The 21,436-nt window shown below is 74.4% G+C and carries 21 protein-coding genes, 1 tRNA gene and 1 pseudogene; 11 read left to right on the top strand and 12 right to left on the bottom strand.

The genetic code is table 11. The features are described 5' to 3' along the window. Positions 1-124: 124 nt before the first annotated feature. The gene (locus tag ACWCOM_RS13555) at positions 125-1,663 is read right to left on the bottom strand and encodes a PucR family transcriptional regulator (protein ID WP_454549266.1); all 1,539 of its coding nucleotides are present in this window, start codon (positions 1,661-1,663) and stop codon (positions 125-127) included. A 322-nt stretch (positions 1,664-1,985) separates the two neighbouring features. On the opposite strand from ACWCOM_RS13555, the gene ACWCOM_RS13550 reads away from it, so the two are divergent. Continuing rightward, complete coding sequence (locus tag ACWCOM_RS13550) at positions 1,986-2,792, top strand: carbon-nitrogen hydrolase family protein (RefSeq protein WP_454549265.1); 807 nt, start codon at positions 1,986-1,988, stop codon at positions 2,790-2,792. A gap of 4 nt (positions 2,793-2,796) precedes the next feature. Here ACWCOM_RS13550 and ACWCOM_RS13545 read toward each other — a convergent pair whose 3' ends face one another. Then, positions 2,797-4,017, bottom strand: coding sequence for a PucR family transcriptional regulator (locus ACWCOM_RS13545; RefSeq protein WP_454549264.1), 1,221 nt, complete (start codon positions 4,015-4,017; stop codon positions 2,797-2,799). A 76-nt stretch (positions 4,018-4,093) separates the two neighbouring features. Continuing rightward, positions 4,094-4,273, bottom strand: a pseudogene (locus tag ACWCOM_RS13540) (PucR family transcriptional regulator ligand-binding domain-containing protein); the annotation flags it as partial. A 204-nt stretch (positions 4,274-4,477) separates the two neighbouring features. Between ACWCOM_RS13540 and ACWCOM_RS13535 the strand changes: the two are divergent. The 6 genes from ACWCOM_RS13535 (at position 4,478) to ACWCOM_RS13510 (ending at position 12,053) form a co-directional block, all read left to right on the top strand. Further along, positions 4,478-5,992, top strand: a complete 1,515-nt coding sequence (locus ACWCOM_RS13535; protein ID WP_454549263.1) for an APC family permease — start codon at positions 4,478-4,480, stop codon at positions 5,990-5,992. Continuing rightward, positions 5,989-7,689, top strand: a complete 1,701-nt coding sequence (locus ACWCOM_RS13530) for a flavin monoamine oxidase family protein (protein ID WP_454549262.1) — start codon at positions 5,989-5,991, stop codon at positions 7,687-7,689. Before ACWCOM_RS13535 ends, ACWCOM_RS13530 begins: the two co-directional genes overlap by 4 nt. Before the next feature lie 116 nt (positions 7,690-7,805). Continuing rightward, on the top strand, positions 7,806-8,078 hold the full coding sequence (locus ACWCOM_RS13525; protein WP_454549261.1) for a hypothetical protein: 273 nt from the start codon (positions 7,806-7,808) through the stop codon (positions 8,076-8,078). Between the two features lie 16 nt (positions 8,079-8,094). Then, positions 8,095-8,355 (top strand): hypothetical protein, encoded by a 261-nt coding sequence (locus tag ACWCOM_RS13520; RefSeq protein ID WP_454549260.1) that lies wholly within the window; start codon positions 8,095-8,097, stop codon positions 8,353-8,355. Between the two features lie 146 nt (positions 8,356-8,501). Beyond that, positions 8,502-10,997: a S8 family serine peptidase gene (locus ACWCOM_RS13515; protein ID WP_454549259.1), complete on the top strand. Its 2,496-nt coding sequence runs from the start codon at positions 8,502-8,504 to the stop codon at positions 10,995-10,997. Between the two features lie 222 nt (positions 10,998-11,219). Next, positions 11,220-12,053, top strand: a complete 834-nt coding sequence (locus ACWCOM_RS13510; RefSeq protein WP_454549258.1) for a hypothetical protein — start codon at positions 11,220-11,222, stop codon at positions 12,051-12,053. A 33-nt stretch (positions 12,054-12,086) separates the two neighbouring features. Here the strand turns inward: ACWCOM_RS13510 and ACWCOM_RS13505 are convergent, their stop codons facing one another. Further along, positions 12,087-12,305 (bottom strand): hypothetical protein, encoded by a 219-nt coding sequence (locus tag ACWCOM_RS13505; protein ID WP_454549257.1) that lies wholly within the window; start codon positions 12,303-12,305, stop codon positions 12,087-12,089. Positions 12,306-12,743: 438 nt separating this feature from the next. On the opposite strand from ACWCOM_RS13505, the gene ACWCOM_RS13500 reads away from it, so the two are divergent. Continuing rightward, on the top strand, positions 12,744-13,217 hold the full coding sequence (locus ACWCOM_RS13500) for a hypothetical protein (RefSeq protein ID WP_454549256.1): 474 nt from the start codon (positions 12,744-12,746) through the stop codon (positions 13,215-13,217). Between the two features lie 134 nt (positions 13,218-13,351). Here ACWCOM_RS13500 and ACWCOM_RS13495 read toward each other — a convergent pair whose 3' ends face one another. The 3 genes from ACWCOM_RS13495 to ACWCOM_RS13485 are packed head-to-tail and all read right to left on the bottom strand — an operon-like array spanning position 13,352 to position 14,299. After that, complete coding sequence (locus tag ACWCOM_RS13495) at positions 13,352-13,921, bottom strand: dihydrofolate reductase family protein (protein ID WP_454549255.1); 570 nt, start codon at positions 13,919-13,921, stop codon at positions 13,352-13,354. 34 nt (positions 13,922-13,955) lie between these two features. Then, complete coding sequence (locus ACWCOM_RS13490; protein ID WP_454549254.1) at positions 13,956-14,129, bottom strand: hypothetical protein; 174 nt, start codon at positions 14,127-14,129, stop codon at positions 13,956-13,958. Further along, positions 14,126-14,299, bottom strand: coding sequence for a hypothetical protein (locus ACWCOM_RS13485; protein WP_454549253.1), 174 nt, complete (start codon positions 14,297-14,299; stop codon positions 14,126-14,128). The genes ACWCOM_RS13490 and ACWCOM_RS13485 overlap by 4 nt, the downstream gene beginning before the upstream one ends. A 247-nt stretch (positions 14,300-14,546) precedes the next feature. Between ACWCOM_RS13485 and ACWCOM_RS13480 the strand changes: the two genes are divergently transcribed. Then, a complete protein-coding gene (locus ACWCOM_RS13480) occupies positions 14,547-15,104 on the top strand; it encodes a hypothetical protein (RefSeq protein WP_454549252.1) in 558 nt (185 codons plus the stop codon). A 254-nt stretch (positions 15,105-15,358) separates the two neighbouring features. On the opposite strand, the gene ACWCOM_RS13475 is transcribed toward ACWCOM_RS13480, so the two are convergent. Beyond that, positions 15,359-15,432 (bottom strand) — tRNA-Leu (locus ACWCOM_RS13475). A 243-nt stretch (positions 15,433-15,675) separates the two neighbouring features. Here ACWCOM_RS13475 and ACWCOM_RS13470 point away from each other — a divergent pair. Further along, the gene (locus tag ACWCOM_RS13470) at positions 15,676-15,963 is read left to right on the top strand and encodes a hypothetical protein (RefSeq protein ID WP_454549251.1); all 288 of its coding nucleotides are present in this window, start codon (positions 15,676-15,678) and stop codon (positions 15,961-15,963) included. Here ACWCOM_RS13470 and ACWCOM_RS13465 read toward each other — a convergent pair. Next, entirely contained in the window at positions 15,951-17,027 is a 1,077-nt protein-coding gene (locus ACWCOM_RS13465) for a hypothetical protein (protein WP_454549250.1), read from the bottom strand. The genes ACWCOM_RS13470 and ACWCOM_RS13465 overlap by 13 nt on opposite strands. A 380-nt stretch (positions 17,028-17,407) precedes the next feature. Here ACWCOM_RS13465 and ACWCOM_RS13460 point away from each other — a divergent pair, with 380 nt between their 5' ends. Continuing rightward, positions 17,408-17,752, top strand: a complete 345-nt coding sequence (locus ACWCOM_RS13460) for a hypothetical protein (protein ID WP_454549249.1) — start codon at positions 17,408-17,410, stop codon at positions 17,750-17,752. A gap of 230 nt (positions 17,753-17,982) precedes the next feature. Here ACWCOM_RS13460 and ACWCOM_RS13455 read toward each other — a convergent pair whose 3' ends face one another. The 3 genes from ACWCOM_RS13455 to ACWCOM_RS13445 all read right to left on the bottom strand — a co-directional run bounded on the left by ACWCOM_RS13455 (position 17,983) and on the right by ACWCOM_RS13445 (position 21,433). Continuing rightward, positions 17,983-18,327: a hypothetical protein gene (locus tag ACWCOM_RS13455; protein WP_454549248.1), complete on the bottom strand. Its 345-nt coding sequence runs from the start codon at positions 18,325-18,327 to the stop codon at positions 17,983-17,985. 197 nt (positions 18,328-18,524) lie between these two features. Further along, positions 18,525-19,934, bottom strand: coding sequence for an NAD(P)/FAD-dependent oxidoreductase (locus ACWCOM_RS13450; RefSeq protein WP_454549247.1), 1,410 nt, complete (start codon positions 19,932-19,934; stop codon positions 18,525-18,527). An 86-nt stretch (positions 19,935-20,020) separates the two neighbouring features. After that, complete coding sequence (locus ACWCOM_RS13445; protein WP_454549246.1) at positions 20,021-21,433, bottom strand: S8 family serine peptidase; 1,413 nt, start codon at positions 21,431-21,433, stop codon at positions 20,021-20,023. Positions 21,434-21,436: the final 3 nt, after the last annotated feature.

Raw genomic sequence — 21,436 nt, 5'->3', positions numbered from 1 at the left:
CGTCCGATGTGCACGGTGCCCAGCCCGCTGGAGTCGACCGGGCACCGCGGGACGGACCGGCGCCGACAAGCCCCGGGCCCGGCGGTCAGCGGGCCGGCGCCCAGAGGGTCCGGGCCGGCGGGCCCTAGCCGGCGTGGACGCGGAGGGCGATCCAGAGATCGGCCCGCAGCTGCGGGTCGTCCAGGGAGCGGCCCAGGGCCTGCTCGACGCTGTGCAGCCGCTGCAGCATCGTGTTGCGGTGGATCCCCAGCTCGGCCGCCGCCTGCCGCCGGTTGCCGTTGTGGGCCAGGAAGGTCCGGAGCAGGCCCAGCAGCTGATCGCCGCCCTCCCGCGCCCGGACCGGTGCCAGCAGGTCCTGGGCGAACGCCCGCGCCGCCTCGGGCGGCAGGAGCCCGGCGAAGCCGCCGGCCACCAGCTCGTCCCAGACGCCCACCCGGTGCCGGGCCGTGGTGCGCCCCAGCACGTCGAGGGCCTGGTGCTCGCTCGTGCCGGCGGCCTCCACCGGCGCGGCCCCGCCGATGCCCGCGCGCCCGCCGGAGCGCTCGACGGCCTCGCGCAGGGCGCGGAGCAGCTCCACGTCGTCCTCCACCAGCACCGCGACGTCCGCCTCGCCGGCCCCGTCCTGCGCCGCCGCACCCACCAGCGCCCGGCGGCCGGTGCGGTCGGCGAAGCCCTCGATCCGCCGCGCCGCCTCCCGGACCGGCTCGGCGTCCCCGCGCAGCCGCGCCACCCGCACCCGCCGGGCCGACCCGGCCCAGCCGCCGTCCTCGGCGACCGCGAGCAGGGCGTCCCCGGAGCGCACGTCACCCCCGAGGACGAGGGCCAGCGCTCCGGCGCGGACCCGGCGCCGGAACAGGGCGCGCTCCCCCGCCCGCTCGGCGTGCAGGGAGAGCAGCGCCACGGCGGTGGTGATCGCCCCGGCCTGCGCCCGCTCCACGGGCCGGGGCGTGACCACGACGAGGTAGGTGAGCGGCACCCCCTGCACGCCCAGCGGGTGGATCACGATGCTGCCCGCGGGCCCGGACTCGCTCAGCGACCCGCGCAGCCGCGCCGGGCGGAGCCGGTCGACGAGCTCCTCCAGGCTCCGCCCCGTGGGCAGCTCGGGGACCGCCGGCCCGGACCGATGCGTGATCTCGGCGTCCGCGGTGCAGATCGCCGTCCAGCCGCCCTCGATGAGCCCGGCCAGGGACTCCAGGACCCGGCTGGACCCGTCGGCGCCCGTGGCGGCCCGCGTGAGCGTGCGCTGCATGCTGAGCATGGCCTCCAGGGCGGTGCGCTCCTGGGCGGCCCGCATCTCGGCCACGGCCTGGATCAGCTCCAGGAAGGGCGTCTCCTCCGGCACGCTGAACAGGGTGAGGCCCGCGTCCCGGGCCGCCTCGACCAGGTGCTCCGGCACCTCGGGGTGGGACAGGCTGCGCCCGACGCCCATGCCGAGGGCAACGACCCCCTTCTCGGCGAGGCGGCGGGCGTAGCGCCCCCAGGAGGGCCGGTCGACGGGGCTGTTGAGCCCGGTGAACAGGACGATCTCCCCGCCGTTGAGATAGGGGGTGGGGTCGGCCAGCTCGCTGGTGGCCACCCAGCTCACGGGGGCGCCCGTGTCCCCCTCGACGACCATGCGCAGGCCGAGTCCGCCGAGCCCCAGCACCTGGGCGACCGTGATCACTGTTGTGTCCTTCCGTGCCGGCCGGGGAGACGACGGCCGCGGTGGCGTCCCACCCGGGCCGGCACGGCGCGCCGGCCCGCGCCGCTGCCGCCGAGACTATCGTGCCGCTCCGGGCGACGGCGCGGCCCCGGTGACGGCGCGACCCCGGCGACGGGCGCGGTCCCGGGGACGGCCGGGGACGCGGCCGGGACGGCACCGGCCCGAACCGCTCGGGCAACATTTGTTGCCCCCGGCACAACGTGCTGGCAGACTGTGCCGGTCATCACAGCTCCCGGCGCCGGCGGACCACCACCGGGGCCGAGTCCCGCGAGAGAGGCCGCCCATGAAGATCGCCGTGCTGCAGGCCGAGGCCACGGTCCTCGACCTGGAGGCCAACCTCCGCGCCGTCGACGCCGCCGCGGGGCGGGCGCGCCGGGACGGCGCGGACCTGCTGCTCACCCCGGAGCTGTTCCCGTGCGGCTACAGCCCCGAGCTGGTCCGGCAGCGGCTCACGGCCGAGGACCTGCGCCTGATCGACGACCGCGCCGCGGCGATCGCCCGCCGCCACGGGATCGCCCTGGTCTACAGCGCGCCCCGGCAGGCCGCCGGCGGGCGCTGGCACATCTCCGCCACGCTCCTCGACGACGCCGGGCGGGCCGTGCTGCGCTACGACAAGGTGCACCTGTTCGGGGAGGAGGAGCGGCGGGCCTTCGCCCCCGCCGAGGACGCCCCGCGGGTGGTGGAGCACGGCGGTCTGCGCGTCTCGCTGCTGATCTGCTACGACGTGGAGTTCCCGGAGAGCGTGCGCGCCGCCTCGGACCGGGGCGCGGAGCTGCTGCTGGTCCCGACCGCCCTCGGCGCCGGGTTCGCCGCCGTGCCGAACGTCCTCCTCCCGGCCCGGGCCCTCGAGAGCCAGGTGGTCATCGCCTACGCCAACCACTGCGGCACCGAGGGCGGGCTGGAGTTCAGCGGGGAGAGCGTGGTCGCCGGCGCCGACGGGACCCTGCTCGCCCACGCCGGCACGGGCCCCGACCTGGTGCACGCCGTCGTGGACCCGGCCCTGGTGGCCGCCGCCCGCGAGCGCGTGCCCTACCTGCGGGACCGCCGCCCGGACCTGTACGGGCGCTGGGGCGGGCACGCCACCGCCTGAGGCGCTACGGCGCCCCGGGCACGAACTGCAGGGCGATCAGCAGCTCCGCGCGCACCCGGGCGTCGTCGAGGTCCACCCCCAGCAGCTCGGCGACCTGATGCACGTGCCGGCGCACGCTGTTGCGGTGCAGCCCGAGCCGGCGCCCGCACGCGTCCCAGTTGCCGTGGGCGTCCAGCCAGCAGCGCAGCGTGCCGAGCAGCAGCTGCCGCCGCTGCGCGGGCAGCTCCTCGAGCGGCGCGAGGAGCCGGTCCGCCACCAGCCGCCCCGACTCCGGGCCGAGCAGGCCCGCCACCGACCACGGCACGTCCTCCACACGCAGGCTCCTGCCGCCGGTGCGCAGCCTCCCGCGCAGGGCGGAGACCTCCTCCTGGGCGGCCCGCAGACCGGAGAGCTCCGCGGGCCGGCCGACGGCCACGAGCCATCCCCGCGACTCCAGGTCAGCGACCAGCCGGCCGGGCACCGGCGAGCGCGTGACGGTGACGAAGCCGTACCCGGTGAGCTCCACGAGCCGGGTGTCGAACAGCCGGCGCAGCTGGAGCAGCTCCGGGAGCTCGTCGGCGGCCCGGGGCGGCCACGGCCCGTCGTGCCCCCACCCGCGCACGCCCTGTACCACCCGCACCGGCTCCCCCTCGGGCCCGGCGACGCTCTGCGCCAGCGCCCGCAGCACGGCGCGCTCTCCCCCGGGCTCCTCCGCCCCCAGCAGCAGGGCGGTGGCGAGGCGGCTGGGGGCCAGGTTGCCCACCGTGCGCTGACGCAGGAGGACCTCGAGCAGACCGACGGCGACGGAGACCGCGGTGTGCTGGGCCGGGGTGAACGCAGCGGGCGCCCCGAGGACGAGCGTGCCGAGACTGACGTCACGCTCGCTGCGCAGCGGGTGCCCGACCACGACGGCCGCCCCGGGCTCGGCGAAGCTGGCGACCTCCACCCGCGGCCCGCTCCCGGCGAAGATCTTCTCCTGGAGGGGGCGCAGCTGCTCCTCGTCGAGGGCGGGGCGGCCGGCGGCGGCGCTGATCCGCCCGTCGGCCCCGGTCAGCACGACCCACGCCCGGACCTCCGCGGCCAGCACCTCCAGGAGGGAGCTCTCCGGGGCGCCGGAGAGCACGGCCCGCAGCATCCGGCGGTTGGCCTGCACCAGGTGCCGCGCCATCCGGTCGTTCTCCGCCTCCAGCACGGCGGCGAACCGGCGGGTCACGGCGACGAACGGCGTGTGCTCCGCGACCCGCACCAGCGGCAGGCCGTGCTGCGCGCAGGCCGTCGGGAAGGGCGTCGTGCACCGGGGAGACGCCCAGCCCCAGGGCGGTGACCCCGGCCGCGGCCAGCCGCGCCACGTAGTCGGCGACTCCCGCCGGCGAGCACCCGGCCAGCGGCACCCCGGCGGTGAGGAGCAGCTCCCCGCCCAGCAGGAAGGGCGTGGGGTCCTCCAGCTCGCTGGTGGCCACCCAGCGCAGCGGCGGGGCCGCCGCCCCCGTCCAGGGGGTCATCAGTTCCAGCTCGGCCGGCATCTGCGCCAGCAGACGGTCCAGGGTCAGTCCTCCCCAGCCGTCCGTCGCGACGACCTGCTCCGGCAGTGGTGCACTTCCGCTCATGCCAGGGAACTATAGGGCACTTCGTCCCGCCTGAGATGCGCGTCACATCCCTAGGGTGTGTGGTGCCCCCTCAGGTCGCTCGTCGAAAGGGACGCCACCATGACCACGTCACCCACACTGCCGGACCGGCGCGCACGCCCGGGCCTGCCGCTCGGCAGGCAGCTGGTGCGGCGCAAGCCGCTGCACCAGATGGCGCGCGAGTGCGAGAGCGCCAGCACCGGGCTCATCCGCAGCTTCGGGCTGCTGCAGCTGACCATGATCAGCGTGGGCGCCACGCTCGGCACGGGCATCTTCGTGGTGCTCGGGGACTCGGTGCCCCTCGCGGGACCGGCCGTGTGGATCTCCTTCGTCGTCGCCGGTGTCGCGGCCATGCTCTCGGCGCTCTCGTACGCGGAGATGGCCGGCGCCGTGCCCGTCTCCGGGTCCAGCTACTCCTACACCTACGCCACCATGGGCGAGGGCCTCGCCTGGGTCTGCGGCTGGTGCCTGCTGCTGGAGTACGCCGTGTCCGTCGCCGCCATCGCCGTCGGCGCCGGGGAGTACCTCACCGAGATGGCCACGGCCTTCGGCGTCGTCCTCCCGGAGGCGTTCGTGCAGCCCCCCGGGGACGGCGGCGTCTTCAACGTCCCCGCGGTCGCCGTGGTGCTGCTCGCCACGGTGGTCCTGATCCGGGGCTCGCGCGAGAGCGCCTGGCTGAACACGGTGCTGGTGGTGCTGAAGATCGCCGTCCTGCTGTTCTTCGTGGCCGTGGCGTTCACGGCCTTCGACTCCCGCAACTTCGCCCCGCTGCTGCCGATGGGCACCGCGGGCGTCACCGCCGCGGCGTCCCGCCTGTTCTTCTCCTACATCGGCTTCGACGCCGCCTCCACCGCCGGGGACGAGGCCCGCGACCCGCAGCGGGACCTGCCCCGGGCCATCATCCTCTCCATGGCCCTGATCACCTCCCTGTACATCCTCGTCGCGGTGGCCGCCGTCGGCGCCCGCCCCTGGCACTGGTTCGACGGCCAGGAGGCCGCCCTCGTGGGCGTGCTGCAGGAGATCACCGGCCGGCCCTGGGTCTCGCTCGTCTTCGCCACGGGCGCCGTCGTCGCCATCGTGAGCATCGTGCTCGTCGTCCTCTACGGGCAGACGCGCATCCTGATGGCCATGTCCCGGGACGGCCTGGTGCCGCCGGTCTTCGCCCGGGTCTCGGCCCGCACGGGCACCCCGGTGGCCAACACGCTGATCACCGGCGGCGTCATCGCCGCCACGGCGGGGCTCGTGCCGCTCGGCGAGCTGGCCGACGCCACGAGCATCGGCACCCTCTTCGCCTTCAGCCTGGTCAGCCTCGCCGTCATCCACCTGCGCCGCACCCGCCCCGACCTGCCCCGGACCTTCCGGGTGCCGCTCTACCCGGTCACGCCGCTCCTCGCCGTGCTCATGTGCGCCTTCCTCATGCTGAACCTGGGAAGCTCCACCTGGGTGGTGTTCGCCCTCTGGATGGCCGTCGGCGCCGGCGTGTACCTGGGCTACGGCCGCAGGCACTCGGCCGTGGCCGCCCTGACCGACCGGGAGTACGCGGAGGCCTCCGCCCCCGTGACCCCGACCCACGAGACCGTGAAGGACCCCGCATGACCATCGCGACCGACATCAACCACTCCGGCGCCGGCGCCGCGCCGATCACCATGCTCAGCCCCGACTTCCCGTTCGGCTACGACACCTACCTCCGGCACCCGGCGGGGCTCGGCAGCGTGCCCGAGGCCGCGCTGGGCACGAAGGTCGCGGTGATCGGGGCGGGCCTGTCCGGGCTCGTGACCGCCTACGAACTGATGAAGCTGGGCCTGCACCCCGTGGTGTACGAGGCCGGCGAGATCGGCGGGCGGCTCCGCACGGCCTCGTTCTCCGGCGCGCCCTCGGTGACCGCCGACCTGGGCGGGATGCGGTTCCCCGTCTCCGGCCGGGCCTTCTACCACTACGTCGACAAGCTGGGGCTGCGCACCGAGGCCTTCCCCAACCCCCTCTCCGAGGTCACCCCCAGCACCGTCATCGAGCTCGGCGGCCGGGCCCACTACGCCCGCACCCCCGACGAGCTGCCCCCGTTCTTCCAGGAGGTCGCCGACGCCTGGCACCGCGCGGTCGACGACGGCGCCCAGTTCCTGCAGATGCAGGAGGCGATCAAGGCCCGCGACACCCACCGGATCAAACAGCTCTGGAACCAGCTGGTCCGCGACCTCGACGAGCAGACCTTCTACGGGTTCATCGCCGCCAGCACGGCGTTCAAGGAGGCCGGGTTCGAGCACCGGGAGGCCTTCGGCCAGGTGGGCTTCGGCACGGGTGGCTGGGACACCGACTTCCCCAACTCCATCCTGGAGATCCTCCGGGTGGTCTACACCGACGCCGACGACGGTCACCGCAGCATCGTCGGCGGCGCCCAGCGGCTGCCCGAGGCGCTGTGGCACCACGCGCCGGAGGACATCGCGCACTGGCCCGCCGGGACGTCCCTCGCCTCGCTGCACCACGGCTCCCCCCGGGGCGCCGTGGCCCGGATCTCCCGCCCCGCCACGGCCGGCGGCGGCGTCGGGGACCTGCGGATCGAGGAGAAGTGGGGACGCGCCGCCGAGTACCGCGCGGTCGTCGCCACCTGCCAGTCCTGGCTGCTGTCCACGCGGATCCACACCGAGGAGGGACTCTTCCCCGCGCCGCTGTGGACCGCCATGGAGCGCTCGCACTACATGCAGTCCTCGAAGACGTTCGTCATGGTGGACCGCCCGTTCTGGAAGGACGTGGACCCCGCCACGGGGCGGGACACCCTCAGCATGACGCTGACGGACCGCCTGCCCCGCGCCACGTACCTCCTCGACGACGGCCCGGACCGGCCGGCCGTGATCCTCCTGTCCTACACCTGGAACGACGACGCCCTGAAGTGGCTCGCCCTCGACGCCGACGGGCGGGTGGAGCTGATGCTGCACTCCCTGAAGCAGATCTACCCGGGCGTCGACATCGCCTCCCACATCATCGGCGAGCCGATCACCGTCTCCTGGGAGGCCGACCCCAACTTCATGGGCGCCTTCAAGGCCAACCTGCCCGGTCACTACCGCTACCAGCAGCGCCTGTTCACCCACTTCGCCCAGGAGGACCTGCCGGAGCACCAGCGCGGGATCTTCCTGGCCGGCGACGACATCTCCTTCACGGCCGGCTGGGCCGAGGGCGCGGTGACCACCGGCCTGAACGCCGTGTGGGGCGTCGTCCGGCACCTGGGCGGGTCCAGCGCCCCCGGCAACCCGGGGCCGGGAGACCTCCTCGACGAGCTCGGGCCGATCGCCCTGGACTGAGCGGCACGCCCCGGCGGTCCCCGGACCGCCGGGGCCGCCCCACATCTGCGGACAGACAGCTGTTTGCCGGCGCACACATGCTGGTGGCCAACGACCGTCACCGCCGGAGGCCCGCCATGCCCGACTCCTTCGTCTCCTGGGCGCTGCTGGCCGCGATCCCCGTGCTGGTCGTGGTCGGCGGCCTGTCCGCCCTGCACTGGAGCCGCTACATCGGCACGCTGACCCGGCTGCACCGCTCCGGCAGCGGGGCGCGGGCCGCCCTCGCCCCATCCACGGTGGCGTGGCTGGAGCTGCGCGGGGAGCAGCAGTACCGCCGGGCCTACCGCCGCACGTGGGAGCTCGCGGGCGTCCTGACCCTGGGGCTGGCCGTGGCGCTGGTCGCCGGCTGAGCGGCTGGCACTCCCGGTGGTCCAGCTGCCCGCCGTCCTCGTGCTCTACGGGTGCCTCGTCGTGGCCGCCGGCGTCGCCACGTCCGCGTGGAGCCTCGTCCAGGCCGCACTCCGTCTCGCCGGTCCCGGACGGCGCCGGGCCCCGGCCGTGCGGCGGGCCGTGGCCCCCCACCTGGACCGGGCCGCGGCCGGCGCGGGCCTGGCCGCGGCGACCGCCGCCCTCCCCCTCGGCCTTAGCCACGCGCAGCTGCTCGGCGCCCTGCTCTCGGCGCTCTGACCCCTCGCCACCACGCCGCACGGGCTCCGTCCTCCGCCGGTGGCGTCACACTTCGTGATGAACTCGTGATCTTCGCGTAGATCTTTCCGCATGTATTTGCATGTGAGAACCTGTCTCGGGACCCCCCACCCCCCAGGAGTACGCCCATGCCACGAGCCACGCTCGCCCCCACCGTGTCCGCCCTCGCCCTGGCCCTCGTGCTGGCTCCGCTGACCCCCGCAGCGGCCGCCCCGGAGGAGACCGGATCCGCCCCGTCCACCCAGCAGGTTCTCGCCGAGCAGCCCAGTACGCTGCCGGAGGCCGCCAAGACCACCGACCGGGTGATCGTCAAGTACAAGGATGACGCCACCGCCCAGGCCGCGCCGGTCGAGGAGCTCGTCCAGGAGGCCGCCGAGGTCGCCGACGTCCCCGAAGCCACCGAGGCCACACAGGTCAACACCGTTGTCGACGGCGCCACCGTCGTCGAGCTGGCCGAGGAGACCTCCACCGAGAAGGTGGAGAAGCTGGCCCAGGAGATCTCCCAGGACCCCTCGGTCGCCTATGCCGAGCCGGACCGTCGAGTGTTCACCGCCACGATTCCGGGGGCGACCACCGACCGGCCCGAGCAGCTGGCGCAGACCGCCGCCACCGCCTCCGACCCGTGGGCCGGCAGCATGTGGGCGCTGCGGCAGCTGCGCGCCTACGAGGCGTGGGACACTGCCACCGGCAAGGGCGTGAACATCGGTGTCGTCGACACCGGCCTCGCCAGCCACCCTGATCTGGACGCGAAGGTCATCAACGACTACGACTTCGTCTCCTCCACCGCGCTGAGCAACGACGGCGACGGCCGCGACGCCGACGGGCGCGACCCGGGCACCTTCGCCTCCTACGGGCAGTGCTACGCCGGCTCCGCGGCCACGAACTCCATCTGGCACGGCACCCACGTGGCCGGCTCCGCGGCCGCGGCGCGCAACACCTACGGCACCGTCGGCATCGCCCCCGACGCCAAGATCATCAACGCCCGGGCGCTGGGCGCCTGCGGCACCGGCTACGTCTCCGACATGGCCGCGGCTGTGTACTGGCTGGCCGGCGAGTCCGTGGTCGGCCCCGGCCGGATCGCGGACCGCGCCGACGTGATCAACATGTCCTTGTCCATGTGGGGCACCTGCCCGCCGCTGCTGCAGGATGCCATCAACACCGCCTGGGACCGCGGCATCCCCGTCGCCGTGGCCGCCGGGAACAACTCCACCTCGACCAATCCGCTCCCGGCGATGAACTACGCTCCCGGCAACTGCTACAACGTCATCACCACCGGCGCGATCGCCAACCTGGGCGCCTACGGCCAGACCAACACCGGGGCCGGGTACCCCCGGGCTCCGTACTCCAACGTCGGCACCGCCGTGGACATCTACGCCCCCGGTGACTACATCCACTCCGCCGGCAACACCGGTACCAGAGGCCCGGTCGCGGCCAATACGCGCGTCGACTACGGCACTTCCATGGCCACCCCGCACGTGGCCGGCACCCTGGCTCTCCTGAAGCAGAAGAACCCCACGCTGACCGCCGCCCAGTACAAACAGGCGATCCTGGACTCCGGCGACCCCCAGGCGTCCCTGGGCGGCGCCAAGACGCTGAACACCCACGACGCGCTCTACATCACCAAGCCCGCCACGACCGCGACCCCTGCCGCCCCGGCGCCCGGCTACACCACCAAGGGCGCGATCGGGTCCCTCTACACCCGGCTCAAGGGCCAGACCGGGGCCCCCACCTCCAACGAGAGGTCCATCGCCGGAGGTTCCTACCAGACCTTCGCTAAGGGCACCATCTACTGGTCCTCCGCCACCGGGGCCTACTGGGTGCGCGGGGGCGTGGAGACCGCCTACCAGCGCCACGGCACCGCCAACGGGGTGCTGCGCTTCCCCCGCTCGGACGAGAAGTCCAACGGCATCGGCGGGGCCTACCAGCTGTTCCAGAACGGCAGGATCCTCTGGGGCTCCGCCCACGGCGCCTTCGCGCTCGAGGGCACCGTCGACGCCACCTACGCCGCCCTGGGCAGCGAGAAGGGAGCCCTCGGCTACCCGACCTCGGACAAGCTGAGCAACGGCGCCGGTGGCCACTACCAGCGCTTCCAGCGCGGCACCATCCTGCAGGGCCCGCGGACCGGGACCCACGCGGTCAAGGGCGAGATCAAGAACGCCTACGCCCGCAAGGGCTCCGAGCACGGCTCCCTGGGCTACCCCACGGCCGGGGAGACGTCCGACGGCACCGGCGGGGTCCAGCAGACCTTCCAGAAGGGCCGGATCGTGTGGACCGCCGCCACCGGGGCACACCCCCTCCAGGGGTCGATCGCCGGACGCCACACCCAGTCGGGCGGCACCGCCGGGGTCCTGGGCTACCCCACCACCGACGAGGCGTCGACCGGCACCGGCGGGGCGTACCAGGTCTTCCAGAAGGGCCGCATCTACTGGAGCCCGACCACCTACGCGCAGCAGATCAAGGGCTCGATCGGCAGCGCCTACCTCGCCCTGGGCGGGACGAAGGGCCGGCTGGGCTTCCCCCGCACGGGTGAGGTCTCCCGCGCCGACCGCTCCGTGGTGCAGTACTTCGAGGGCGGGACGATCACCTGGCGTCCCGGCGGCTCGATCCGCATCGACTACCGCTGACCCCCGTCCGGTCCCACGGCGGCCCCGCTTCCGTCCCACGGGAGCGGGGCCGTGGTGCGTCCGGGACCGACGACGGGCACCCGGCGGCTCCCTGCGCCCGGTGGCGGGCGGCGGCGGACCCCGCGCCCCGCCCGTCCCGGCGGGAACGGTCCCGACCACAGCAGCGGCGAGCCGCGCACCATCGGGGAGCGGAACACGCCGATCCGCAGTAGGGTCACCCCCATGGGTGACCAGCCGTACGAGTTGATGGACGCGCGACAGGCCGCCGACGCGCTCGACGCCTACCTGGCCGAGCGCGACCCGGCGCTGCGGCGCCTGCGCGGCGCCCTGGCGGACGGAGGCCTCGATCCCGGCGACACGCTCGACGGGTCGGTCTACTCCGTCTCCCCGCTGTGGGCCTGGATCACCGCGCGGATCACCGAGCTCGGGGTGGACCCGCGCACGCTCGCCGACGACCCGACCCGTCCCGGCTGGCCGTCCTGGGCACGGCACGGGCGGCTCGTGGACCCGCACCCGCCGGCCGAGACGATCGCGCTGGTCGACGGGTTCGCGTCCTACCTCGGGCGGATCATCGGCACCGAGGCACCGGAGGCGGCCTGGCAGGTCGGCGAGCACCTGATCGCCGACCATCCTCTGCTGAACTACCCGGTGCTCGCCACCGACCACCACCAGGTCTTCCTGCCGGCCCTCCCCCTCTACAGCGCCTACCAGTCCGCCCACGGCCGGTCCGCCATGAGCGGGACGGAGATGCTCGCCCACATCCGCCGCACGATCGACGCCCTGCACGGGGAGGGCCCGGAGGCGGCCGCCATCGAGGAGCCCCTGGTGACGGTGGTCGCCGAGGTCGGCTGCTTCGACGTCGGGCTGCGCGAGGACATTCCCGCCTCGCACCCCGGGATCGTGCCGCAGCTGATCGACGAACTGTGCGCCCGGGACGGCGTCAGGTCCGTCCACCGCTACGGGCCCGCCGCCCTGGTCGTCGACGTCCCCGACTGGGACGAGCTGCGCCTGAAGCTGTGGTGCACCCTGTGGCTGCAGCGCCACCTGCCGCGCTGACGCCCCGCGCGGCCGGAAACTCTTCCGTCCGAGCTAGGGCGTCGCCCTCACCCGCGCCAGCTGCTCCGTCTGCCGCAGGTCGACGGCGATGCCGGCGACCCCGGTCAGCAGGGCGGCGGTGATGAACTCGATCTCGGCGAAGTAGACGGCCGCGCAGAACAGGACGGTGGTCAGCAGGGCCAGGCCCGCGCGGGTGGTCGTGCGGGCCGCCGTGGCCTTCTCGTACGGGCTGCGCGTCGTCGGAGTGCTCATGGTCCCCGAGCCTGCCACCGGCTCCTGTGCCGCACCTGAGTCGAACCCGGGAGGTGCCCGTCCGGCACCGGAGGGCTGCTGCGCAGCGGGAGCAGGTCGGCACACCACCGCCGCTCCATCGACGGCCGGGTGGACGGCGGCGCCACCGGGGGGTGCCCCATGACCGAGCCCGGGCCTCCGACGTCGGGATGCACGAGACGATCGCCCACGAGCATTCACGCAGGGTGCACCGAATGGTCGAGGAGCTTTCCACCCAGCCGGGCGTCTTCTCGCCTCCCGGGAAACCCGCGAGGCGATGCTGGCGCGAGCCCCGGACCGGGATGCCGAGCAGTGGGTCCCCGGCCGGCTGAGGGCCCGGATCCCCGAGCTGGACCGGGACCACCGCCGGGCGCACCGGCTGACGACCCGCTGCGCCGCGGCACTGGGTAGCGTGGGGTCATGAACCAGCTCCTGCTCTCCGCGACCGGGGCCGCGGCCACCGGCGCCTTCGTCCTCGTCTCGCCGTCCGGGTGGTCGCCCCGGGTGCGCTGGGCCTACGTCGTGGTGCCCAGCGTGCTGCTCGCCGGCGGCAGCTCCTTCTACCTGAGCAGGCTCGCCGACCGGCACGCGGCAGCAGCCGCCGCCGGGGACGTGCCGGCGCCGGAGGCCGCAGGTGAGGCCGCCCGCCCGTTTCCCCAGCGCCATCCCGTGACGGTGCGCGTGACGGTGCCACTGGCCCTGGGCGTGGCCTGTGCCGTGGGCCAGGCGGCCTCGCTGCGGATCGACGCCGCCCTCGAGCGCGGCGTCGTCCGGCTCGGAGCGAAGCACCCGCGACGGTGGATGGCCGCTCTGGCCGTGGCGGCGTCGCTGGGCATCGACGTCGCCGGAGCCCGCGCGACGGCCCGCACCGGACAGGACCGGCCCGAGTCCTGACCTGCTCCCTGCGCCGGCCACGCACCGACGCGCCGGGACGGCAGGCCGGCAGCTGGGCCCCGGCGCGGGGCAACGAGGTCCCGAGCCGTCCTCGCGTCGTGAGGGGAGCGGCCGGCGCGCCGGGACGCGTCACGTCACGGCGCGACTCGCGGGGGCCGGTAGCGCAGGGCGACCGCCCCCGACCGGAACTCGTGGCGGTCCACGAGCTCGAGCTGGGTGCGCTCGCGCAGACCGGCGAGCAGCGTCGGCCCGTGCCCGGCCAGGACCGGCTGCACGACGAACTCGTACTCGTCGATGAGTCCCAGGTCCGCCAATGCCCGGGGGAGCGTCACGCCGCCCACCCACAGGCCCTCGCCCGGCTCCTGCTTGAGCCGCTGGACCTCTGGTCCCAGGTCGCCCCGCACCAGCTCGGCATTCCAGTCGACCTTGCTCAGCGTGCTCGACACGACGTACTTCTTCGCCCGGTCGATGGCCTCGGCGAACGGGATCTCCCACTCGTCCATCCAGTCGGGCCACGTGCCCGTGGCGGGCCTCCGCCACGCCGACTCCATCATCTCGTAGGTCACCCGGCCGAGGAGCAGGGCATCGGCTCGCTCCATCTCAGCGGTCCAGTAGCGCATCGACTCCTCGTCCGGCGGGAGACCCGCCTCGTGGTGGCAGCAGCCGTCGAGCGTGATGTTGATCGAATACCGCAGTGGTCTCATCGCGTTGCTCCCCCTCGTCGTGGCGCTCGCACGCCTATTGGCGGCCACCGCGCGTGCTGCGGCGGTCGAGGACCAGGCCCGAGAGGATCAGCACAGCCCCGAGGAGGAGCACCACGCCGGTCCCGCTGCCGTCCGAGGCGACCAGCGTCCCGTGGACGAAGAGCACCCCCGCCACGAGAAGAAGCAACCGGCGGAGCCCGCTCCTCACCGCGGCTCCACCGGTTCTCGGCGCCGGCGCCTCTGCTGCCACCACGTCACGCCGGCCCCGACGAGAAGGATGACCAGCACGACGATCGCCCACCCCGAGCGGTCCCACGACATGACGAGCATCACGATCAGCACGACGCCGGCCAGGTAGCCCAGCAGCGCAGCCGCCAACCAGAACTTCCGCGCGTGCGCCTCCGTCTCCGGTCGTGACCGGCGCCGCGGTGCCCTCGCGTTCACCGTCGAGCACCCCGCCGACCCGTGCTGTCACGGACCAGTCCCAGGACGTCGAGTGGCCTGCGACCTCTTCTCAGCATGGCAGCCCCCTCCCCGTGCTCGTATCGTGGCACGGTCACCGCATCGCCGTCACTACCCCTCATGTGCTTCGCCAACGCGGTCCCGTCATCGGTAGCGTTCGAGCATGGACGACCCCGCACACCCCGCGACCTCCGACGTCCCGCCGCACCGGAACGTCCCCGTGCCCACCCCCGGCCGGGTCCTCCTCCACACGGTGCCGGCGGCCGCGGTCCTGACGGTGGGCCTGCCGTTGCTGACGTACTGGGAGCCGGACGGCGCCGGGGACGCGCGCGGCGGATGGATCCCGTTCGCCCCGGCCCTGCTGATGGGACTCGCTCTGGTCGTGCAGCATCGTGCCCGGGCGCGGCGGCCGCGGCTCGATCAGCACGCCGACCAGAGGGTCCTGCGGCGGTGGATCGGATACACCGCAGGCTCGGGCCGCGTCCCCGAGGACCCGTCCGCCCGGACCGCCGCCGGCGCGCTGGCGTGCGGACAGTTGGAGACAGCGGTGCTGACCGGGGGCGCCGTTGGAGGGATCATCGGCATCTGGTTCGTCCGCCCGGAGAGCTGGTGGGCGGTGACCGCCGCCCTGCTGATGCTGATCGCCGTGGTCCCCGTGCTTCGCGCCCGACGCAGCTGGCGCTACCTGCAGGCTCTGGACGCCCACGAACGCACCCACTGACCGAGCTGTCCGGCGATCCGGGATCTGGCGCGCGCACCCACCGACTGCGTCGGTGTGGACCGGAGGCTGCGGTGCTGCTGTCCTCTTCCTCCCCGTGCCGGGTCGTGCCGGACCGACCGGCTCGTCCTGGATGCCGAGACACCACCGGTGCACTGCCCTCCCCCGGGCAAGCGTTCCTGTTCACAAATGGTGCGGTGACCGTCCGGGAGGTACACGATGCGACTCATGCGTCGAGCCCGGTCCCCGGACTCCAGTGCCCCCAGTCAGACTCGAACTGACACTGAGCGGATTTTAAGTCCGCTGCCTCTGCCGATTGGGCTATGGGGGCCGGTGACGCCCTCCTGGGCGCCGCACCACCCTACCCCGGCTCGCGGCCGGACGGAGCGGCGCCACCCGGCGGGATCGAGTATCCTTCGACGGTGGTCGAGCAGCCGGCCGCGTCGTCGTCGACCCCGCAGGAGGCTGCCGCCGTGCCCCACCCACCTCTCGAACCCACCGCCCGGACGTCCCCGGCGCAGCGCCGCCCCGGGGCGCCCGGTCCCGGGCGCGCCGCCGGCATCCGGCGCGCAGCATGAGCGACGGCGGGGACGACGGCCGTGCGCCGGGCGACCCGGCGCCGAGCACCTACCTCCCGCCGGAGGCGGCGTTCCCGGCGGATCTGACCGAGCTGGCGGCGGCGGAGCTGCACGTGCTCCACAGCAAGGTCTCCCGCCAGCTCGAGCAGGAGTACCTCACCGTCCCGGGCGGGGCGCACCCCCTGACCCTGGAGCGGTGCCAGGAGATCACCGTGGAGCTCGACGCCCGGGAGATCCATGCCGCCCGCGGCGCCGCGGACGTGCTCCGGTCTCAGCCGTCGTAGGTGTCCGCGAGCTGCCGCCGCTGGTGTTCCCGCCGGCTGTAGGTGGCCTCGCGGATGGCGTCGTCGCTGTCGAAGTTCGAGCCCAGGGCACCGGCCAGGGTGCCCAGGGACGCGGCCAGCCAGGACAGGTGTGCGTAGTCGAGGACGGTGACCGGGTGGCCGAGCTGGCTCTCGAGGTAGCCGGCCGCGATCACCGCCAGGGACACGCCGAACAGCAGCGTCCAGAGCACCGTGTACATCATCGCCACGCTCAGCCACACGGTGAGGACGGTGGAGGCGTTGTCCGACCTGACCTGCCAGGGCGCGTCGGGGTCCCTCCTGCGGCTCCACAGGTTGTTGTGCACGATGAGCCACCCGCTGAGCGCCGCCGTGACCACCACGCTGATCATCGCCAGCCGCGCCGGGTGCAGGACGTCGGACATGTTCCAGATGGAGGCGTAGAAGATGCCGAAGGCGCCGGTGGCCGCCGCCGCGGCCACGCAGCTGGACAGCGCCGGGAGGAGCCGTCCGGGGCGGTTGCTCAGCACCATGCCGGCCAGCAGCCGCACCCGGTTCACCCTCCCGGGCAGCACGATGTAGGAGGCGTCCCCGGGACCGTCCGGCGGCATGCAGCGGACCTGCCCGTGCCCGAGCGCCTCCACGACCTCCGGGGCGGAGGGGCACTGGGCGGTGCCCTGCTGCAGCGCGTCGACCAGCGCCCCCAGCAGCCGGCGCGTCTTGTGCGAGAAGTGGTCGACGCCCAGGGCGGGCAGGGAGACGAGGGCCGCGGCGGCCTCGGTACCGAGCTCGCACAGCATCGGGGCCCCGCCGTGGGAGCGGGGCAGGTCCGTCAGGTAGACGACGACGTCCCAGCCGTGACGCTCCCGCAGCTGTCCCGCCCGGGCCAGCAGCGGGATGTTGCCCTCCTCCGTCAGGGGCAGCGTCTCCCGGCTGACCTCCACCGTCCAGGCGACGGCCGGGCCGGAGCGGGCCGACAGCACCCCGGGCAGGTCCTCCGCGACCCGTCGCGCGACCTTCTCCGGCAGTCCCGGGTCGGCCATGATCCCCACCGTCGTCGTCGGCATCGCCGTCCCCTCTCGTCGCGCGCCCGGCTCCGCCCACCGTCGTCCGGGCTCCCGAGGACGATGCAGTGCCGCGGGCGCATCGTCGGGCCGCCGCGGCGCCCGGGGAACCGCCGACCTGCCTCGAGCCTAGTCGCCGGCGCTCGGGCCGGGACGGGCACCGGCGGACGGCCCCGGGACGCCGGACCGCGGCGGCATGCCGCCGCGGTCCGGCACTGCGCGTCCGACCGGTCCCGACCGCCCGTGTGCGCCGGTCGCCGCAGCGCCAGGAGCTTGTCCGGCGTTTTGTGGACAGGCTTCTTGTGACGTCCGGCACATCCTGTCTAGGCTGGGCAACGGTCCAGCAGGCGGCCGTCGGAATGCATGCGAAGAAGGATGCTCCCATGGACCACAAGCTCTCTGTCCTCGTCCAGGTGGACCTCGAGGGCCGCTACGTGCGGCTGCTGGTGACCGGGTGCCTGACCGAGGCCAATCAGCACGCCCTGCACCCGCTCGTCCGCCGCGCCCGGACCCTGATCCCGCCGGTGACGGTCAGCGTGGACCTCACCGCCGCCGAGCACGTCGAGAGGAATGCGGTCGAGCAGCTGCGCTCAGCGCTCGACGACGATCCCACGCTGGAGGGGACGAGCCCGGTGGAGCTGCTGCTGTCCGGCGTCCTGCCGGAACACCCGGACGCGCCCGCACGAATGACCCACCATCTGCGGGCTCCCGGATGGCTCGCCGCCTGAACCGGCCGGCGGGCCGTTCCCGGCGCGCCCCGCTCCGCCGCGCGAGGAGCGCGCGGCCCCGGGCTCACCCTGGCGCACGACCGCGACGTGCTCGACGTGCCGGGCGGTGTCGCGCCGACGTGCGCCGGCCCGCTGGAGCAGGCGCTCGAGCTCGACGTGGCCCTGCTGCCGGGTGACCAGCTCGGCCGGCACCCGGCTCGCGCACGTCCTTCTCGGCGGAAGCCCTCCGCTCAGGCGGCGAGCCCGGGCACCGCGTCCCGGCCGCCGCGTCCGCCGGACGGCGCGGTCCGGTGCTCGGGCAGCGGATCCGGGAGCAGGAGATCGACCCGCCCGATCCGCTCCAGCATGGCGTCCTCGTCGAGGGCCCAGCGCAGCAGGTCCACCGCGGCGGCCTCCACGTGCTCGGCGCAGGTCAGGTCCACCGTGACGCTCGCCGGGGGCATCAGCGTGCGCGCCCGGAGGACGAGCGGGCGCACGGCCTGGTGGTTGTGCTCGGTCAGGCATCCGCCGACGACCAGGCGCACGGCGGCGCTCTGCCGGTCGACCTGGACGAGGACGGAGACGTGGTGGTTCATGGGGGTGCACCCTTCGTCGCGTGCGCTGGCCGCGGGACGGTGTCCTGCGGTCGAGCCAGCCTAGGGAGCGCGGCGGGCCCCCACCAGCAGGCGTGCGCATTGCGGACCACCCCGCCGCCGGCCGAGGGGCCCGGGAACGGCTCGACCCCGCCGCCGGCCGGTGCCGGGGCGGGGTCGAGCGGGTGGGACGACGGTGTTCAGAGGCTGGCCTTGCTGGCGGCCGGGGCGGTGCCGGTGGCCTCCTGGAAGTTCAGCCGGGGCTCGCGCGCGTGCCGGATCGGCGCGGTGTCGCGGCCGAACACGGCGTTGAGCACGTACTCGGAGAACACCCGCACCTTGCGCTCCACGGTGGGGATCGCATAGCCGTGGTAGAGGCGGTGCATCATCCAGGCCGGGAAGCCGGAGAACTCGATGCCGTTGCCCTTGATGCCCGGCAGGTTCTTGATGCTGGCCACGCCCTTGTACAGGCCCAGGCCGGCGACCGCGCCGAGGTTCTCGTGGTAGTAGTCCTCCAGCGGCTTGCCCGCACGGGCGGCCAGGACGTTCTTCGCCAGGACGTGGGCCTGGCGCACGGCGTGCTGGGCGTTCGGCACGCAGAAGCCGCCGACGCCGCCGCCGGTCAGGTCGGGGACGGCCGCGACGTCGCCGGCGGCCCAGGCGCCCTCGAGGGGCCCGTCGTCGCCGGTGATCCGCAGGTCGGCCCCGGCGCGCACGCGGCCGCGCTGGTCCAGCGGGAAGTCGGTGTTCTTCACCAGGGGGTTGGCCTGCACGCCGGCGGTCCACACGAGGGTGTCCGTGTCGATCTCGCCGGCCGGGGACTTGTCCTGCATGTTGATCAGCTTCAGGTGCTTGTCCACGGCGGAGTCGAGGGAGGTGTTGAGCAGCACCTCGATGCCGCGGCTGCGCAGGTGGGCCACGACCTTCTCGGCCCGCTCCTCGGAGACCTCCGGCATGATCCGGCCCATGGCCTCGATCAGCACGAAGCGCAGGTCGGAGGGCTGCAGGCGCTCGTTGCGCTCCACGGCGGTGCGGGCCATGTCCTCGATCTCGGCGAGGCCCTCCGTGCCGGCGTACCCGCCGCCGACCACGACGAAGGTCAGCGCGCGGCGGCGCTCGTCCTCGTCGGAGGTCAGGGACGCGAACTCGATGCGCTCGAGGACCCAGTCGCGCAGCGCGACGGCCTCCTCGACGGACTTCAGGCCGATGCCGTTCTCGGCGAGGCCCTCGATCGGGAAGGCACGGGTGACGGACCCGCCGGAGACCACGATCTCGTCGTAGGCCAGCTCGAAGGTCTCGCCCTCGTCGACGCCCTGGACGGTCGCGGTGCGGTTGGCGTGGTCGACGCCGATCACGCGACCGCCGACGAGCTCGCAGTCGCGCAGGTGCTGACGGTGCGGGACGACGGCGTGGCGCCCCTCGATGTTGCCGGCGGCCACCTCCGGGAGGAAGGGCAGGTAGGTCATGTACGGGTTGGGGTCGACGACGGTCACGACCCCGCCGGACTCCTTGATCCGCTTCTGCAGCTCCTGCGCCACCGTGAAGCCGACGTAGCCGCCGCCGACGATCAGAAGGCGCGGACGATCCTTGGCCAGTTGAGTGAAAGACATGCCCCCGAGTCTACTCAGAAAGCTGTCCGCCCCGGTCCCCCGGCGGGACGCCCCGCCCCGTGTCCGGCCGGGCGTGCGGCACCGGCTCAGGCCCCGCCGTCCGCGTCCTCGCGCACGATGCGGCGGATGTGCACCACGGCGCCGGCGGTCAGCCCCAGCACCAGCAGCCCGAACCCTGTGAGCACCACCACGGGCAGCAGACCGGTCTCGTCGATCGGGGCGACCGGTGCGGGCGGGGCGACCTCGGCCTCGACCTCCTCGGTGGCGGGCGCGGAGCTCGCGGACGGGGTGGCGCCCGGACTCGACCCGGCGCTGCGCCGGTGGACCCGCACCCACTGCTGCATGCTGCCCAGCGGGTTCGCCTCCACCTCGGGAACGTCCTCGGTCAGCGCGGCCTCGACGTCGAGCACCCCGTAGCCGTAGAGCGGGTCCTTGCCCGGGGCCCCGGTGTCCCGGGCGGTGGAGATGATCCGGTTGGCGACCTGGGCGGAGCTCATCTCCGGCCACTTCGCCCGGATCAGCGCGGCGGTGCCCGCGACCACGGGCGCGGACGCGGAGGTCCCCGCCCAGGAGGCGTAGCGGTCCCCCGGGATGGCGCCCACCATGTCCTCGGAGGGACCGGCGACGGCGATGGAGATGCCCTGCGAGGAGGACTCCCAGCTCGCCTCCCCGGTGCGGCCGACGCCGCCCACCGTGAGCACGCCGGGGATGGTGGCCGGGGCGCCCACCTGGACGAGCCCGGAGCCCCGGTTGCCGGCGGAGGCGACGATCAGCACGTCCTTCTCCTCGGCGTAGAGGAACGCCTCGTCCCAGCTCTCGGGCCAGGAGGTGGTGTTGGAGCCCACGGACATGTTGATGACGTCCGCGCCCTGGTCCACGGCCCACCGGACGGCGTCCGGGAGCTGCTCGTCCACGCTGCGGACCTCCGCGGTCTCGCCGCCCAGCCACGTGGACACGGCGAGCACCTCGGCGTCGGGGGCCACGCCGACCACCCCGGCGGGGCGGCCCGGTCCGGCGTCGTCGCGCCCGCCCGGGGCCGCGTGGCCCCGGCCCGCGGCCACGGAGGCCACGAGGGTCCCGTGCTCGGGCTCCGTGCCGAGGCCCTCCTGGCCGTCGGCGGCGCCCCCGCCCGAGACGTCGGTGCCGCCGACGACGGCGCCCTCCAGGTCCTGGTGGGAGCCGTCCACCCCGGTGTCGATGACCGCGATCCGTGCGCCCTCGCCCGTCGACTCCTTCCAGGCCTCGCGCACCCCGTACTCGTCCAGCCAGTACTGCAGGGGGCGGATCCCGTCCTCGGCGATCCGGGAGGTGTCCGGAGCGGGGGTCTCGCCGGGCGCCGGGGTGACGGGGTCCTCGATCGGGATGCTGGGGGCCGGGGCGGGCGGCCGGGCATGGGCCGGCCCGGCCACCGCGGTGCCGGCCACGGCGCACGCCGCCGCCGCGGCCGTCCACCGCGCGGGCACGCGCGGGCGCGCAGGGCGGGCGGGGGTGGAGGCCATGGG

The sequence above is a fragment of the Kocuria sp. KH4 genome (assembly GCF_053711175.1).
This window is presented reverse-complemented; position numbering and strand designations above follow the sequence as displayed.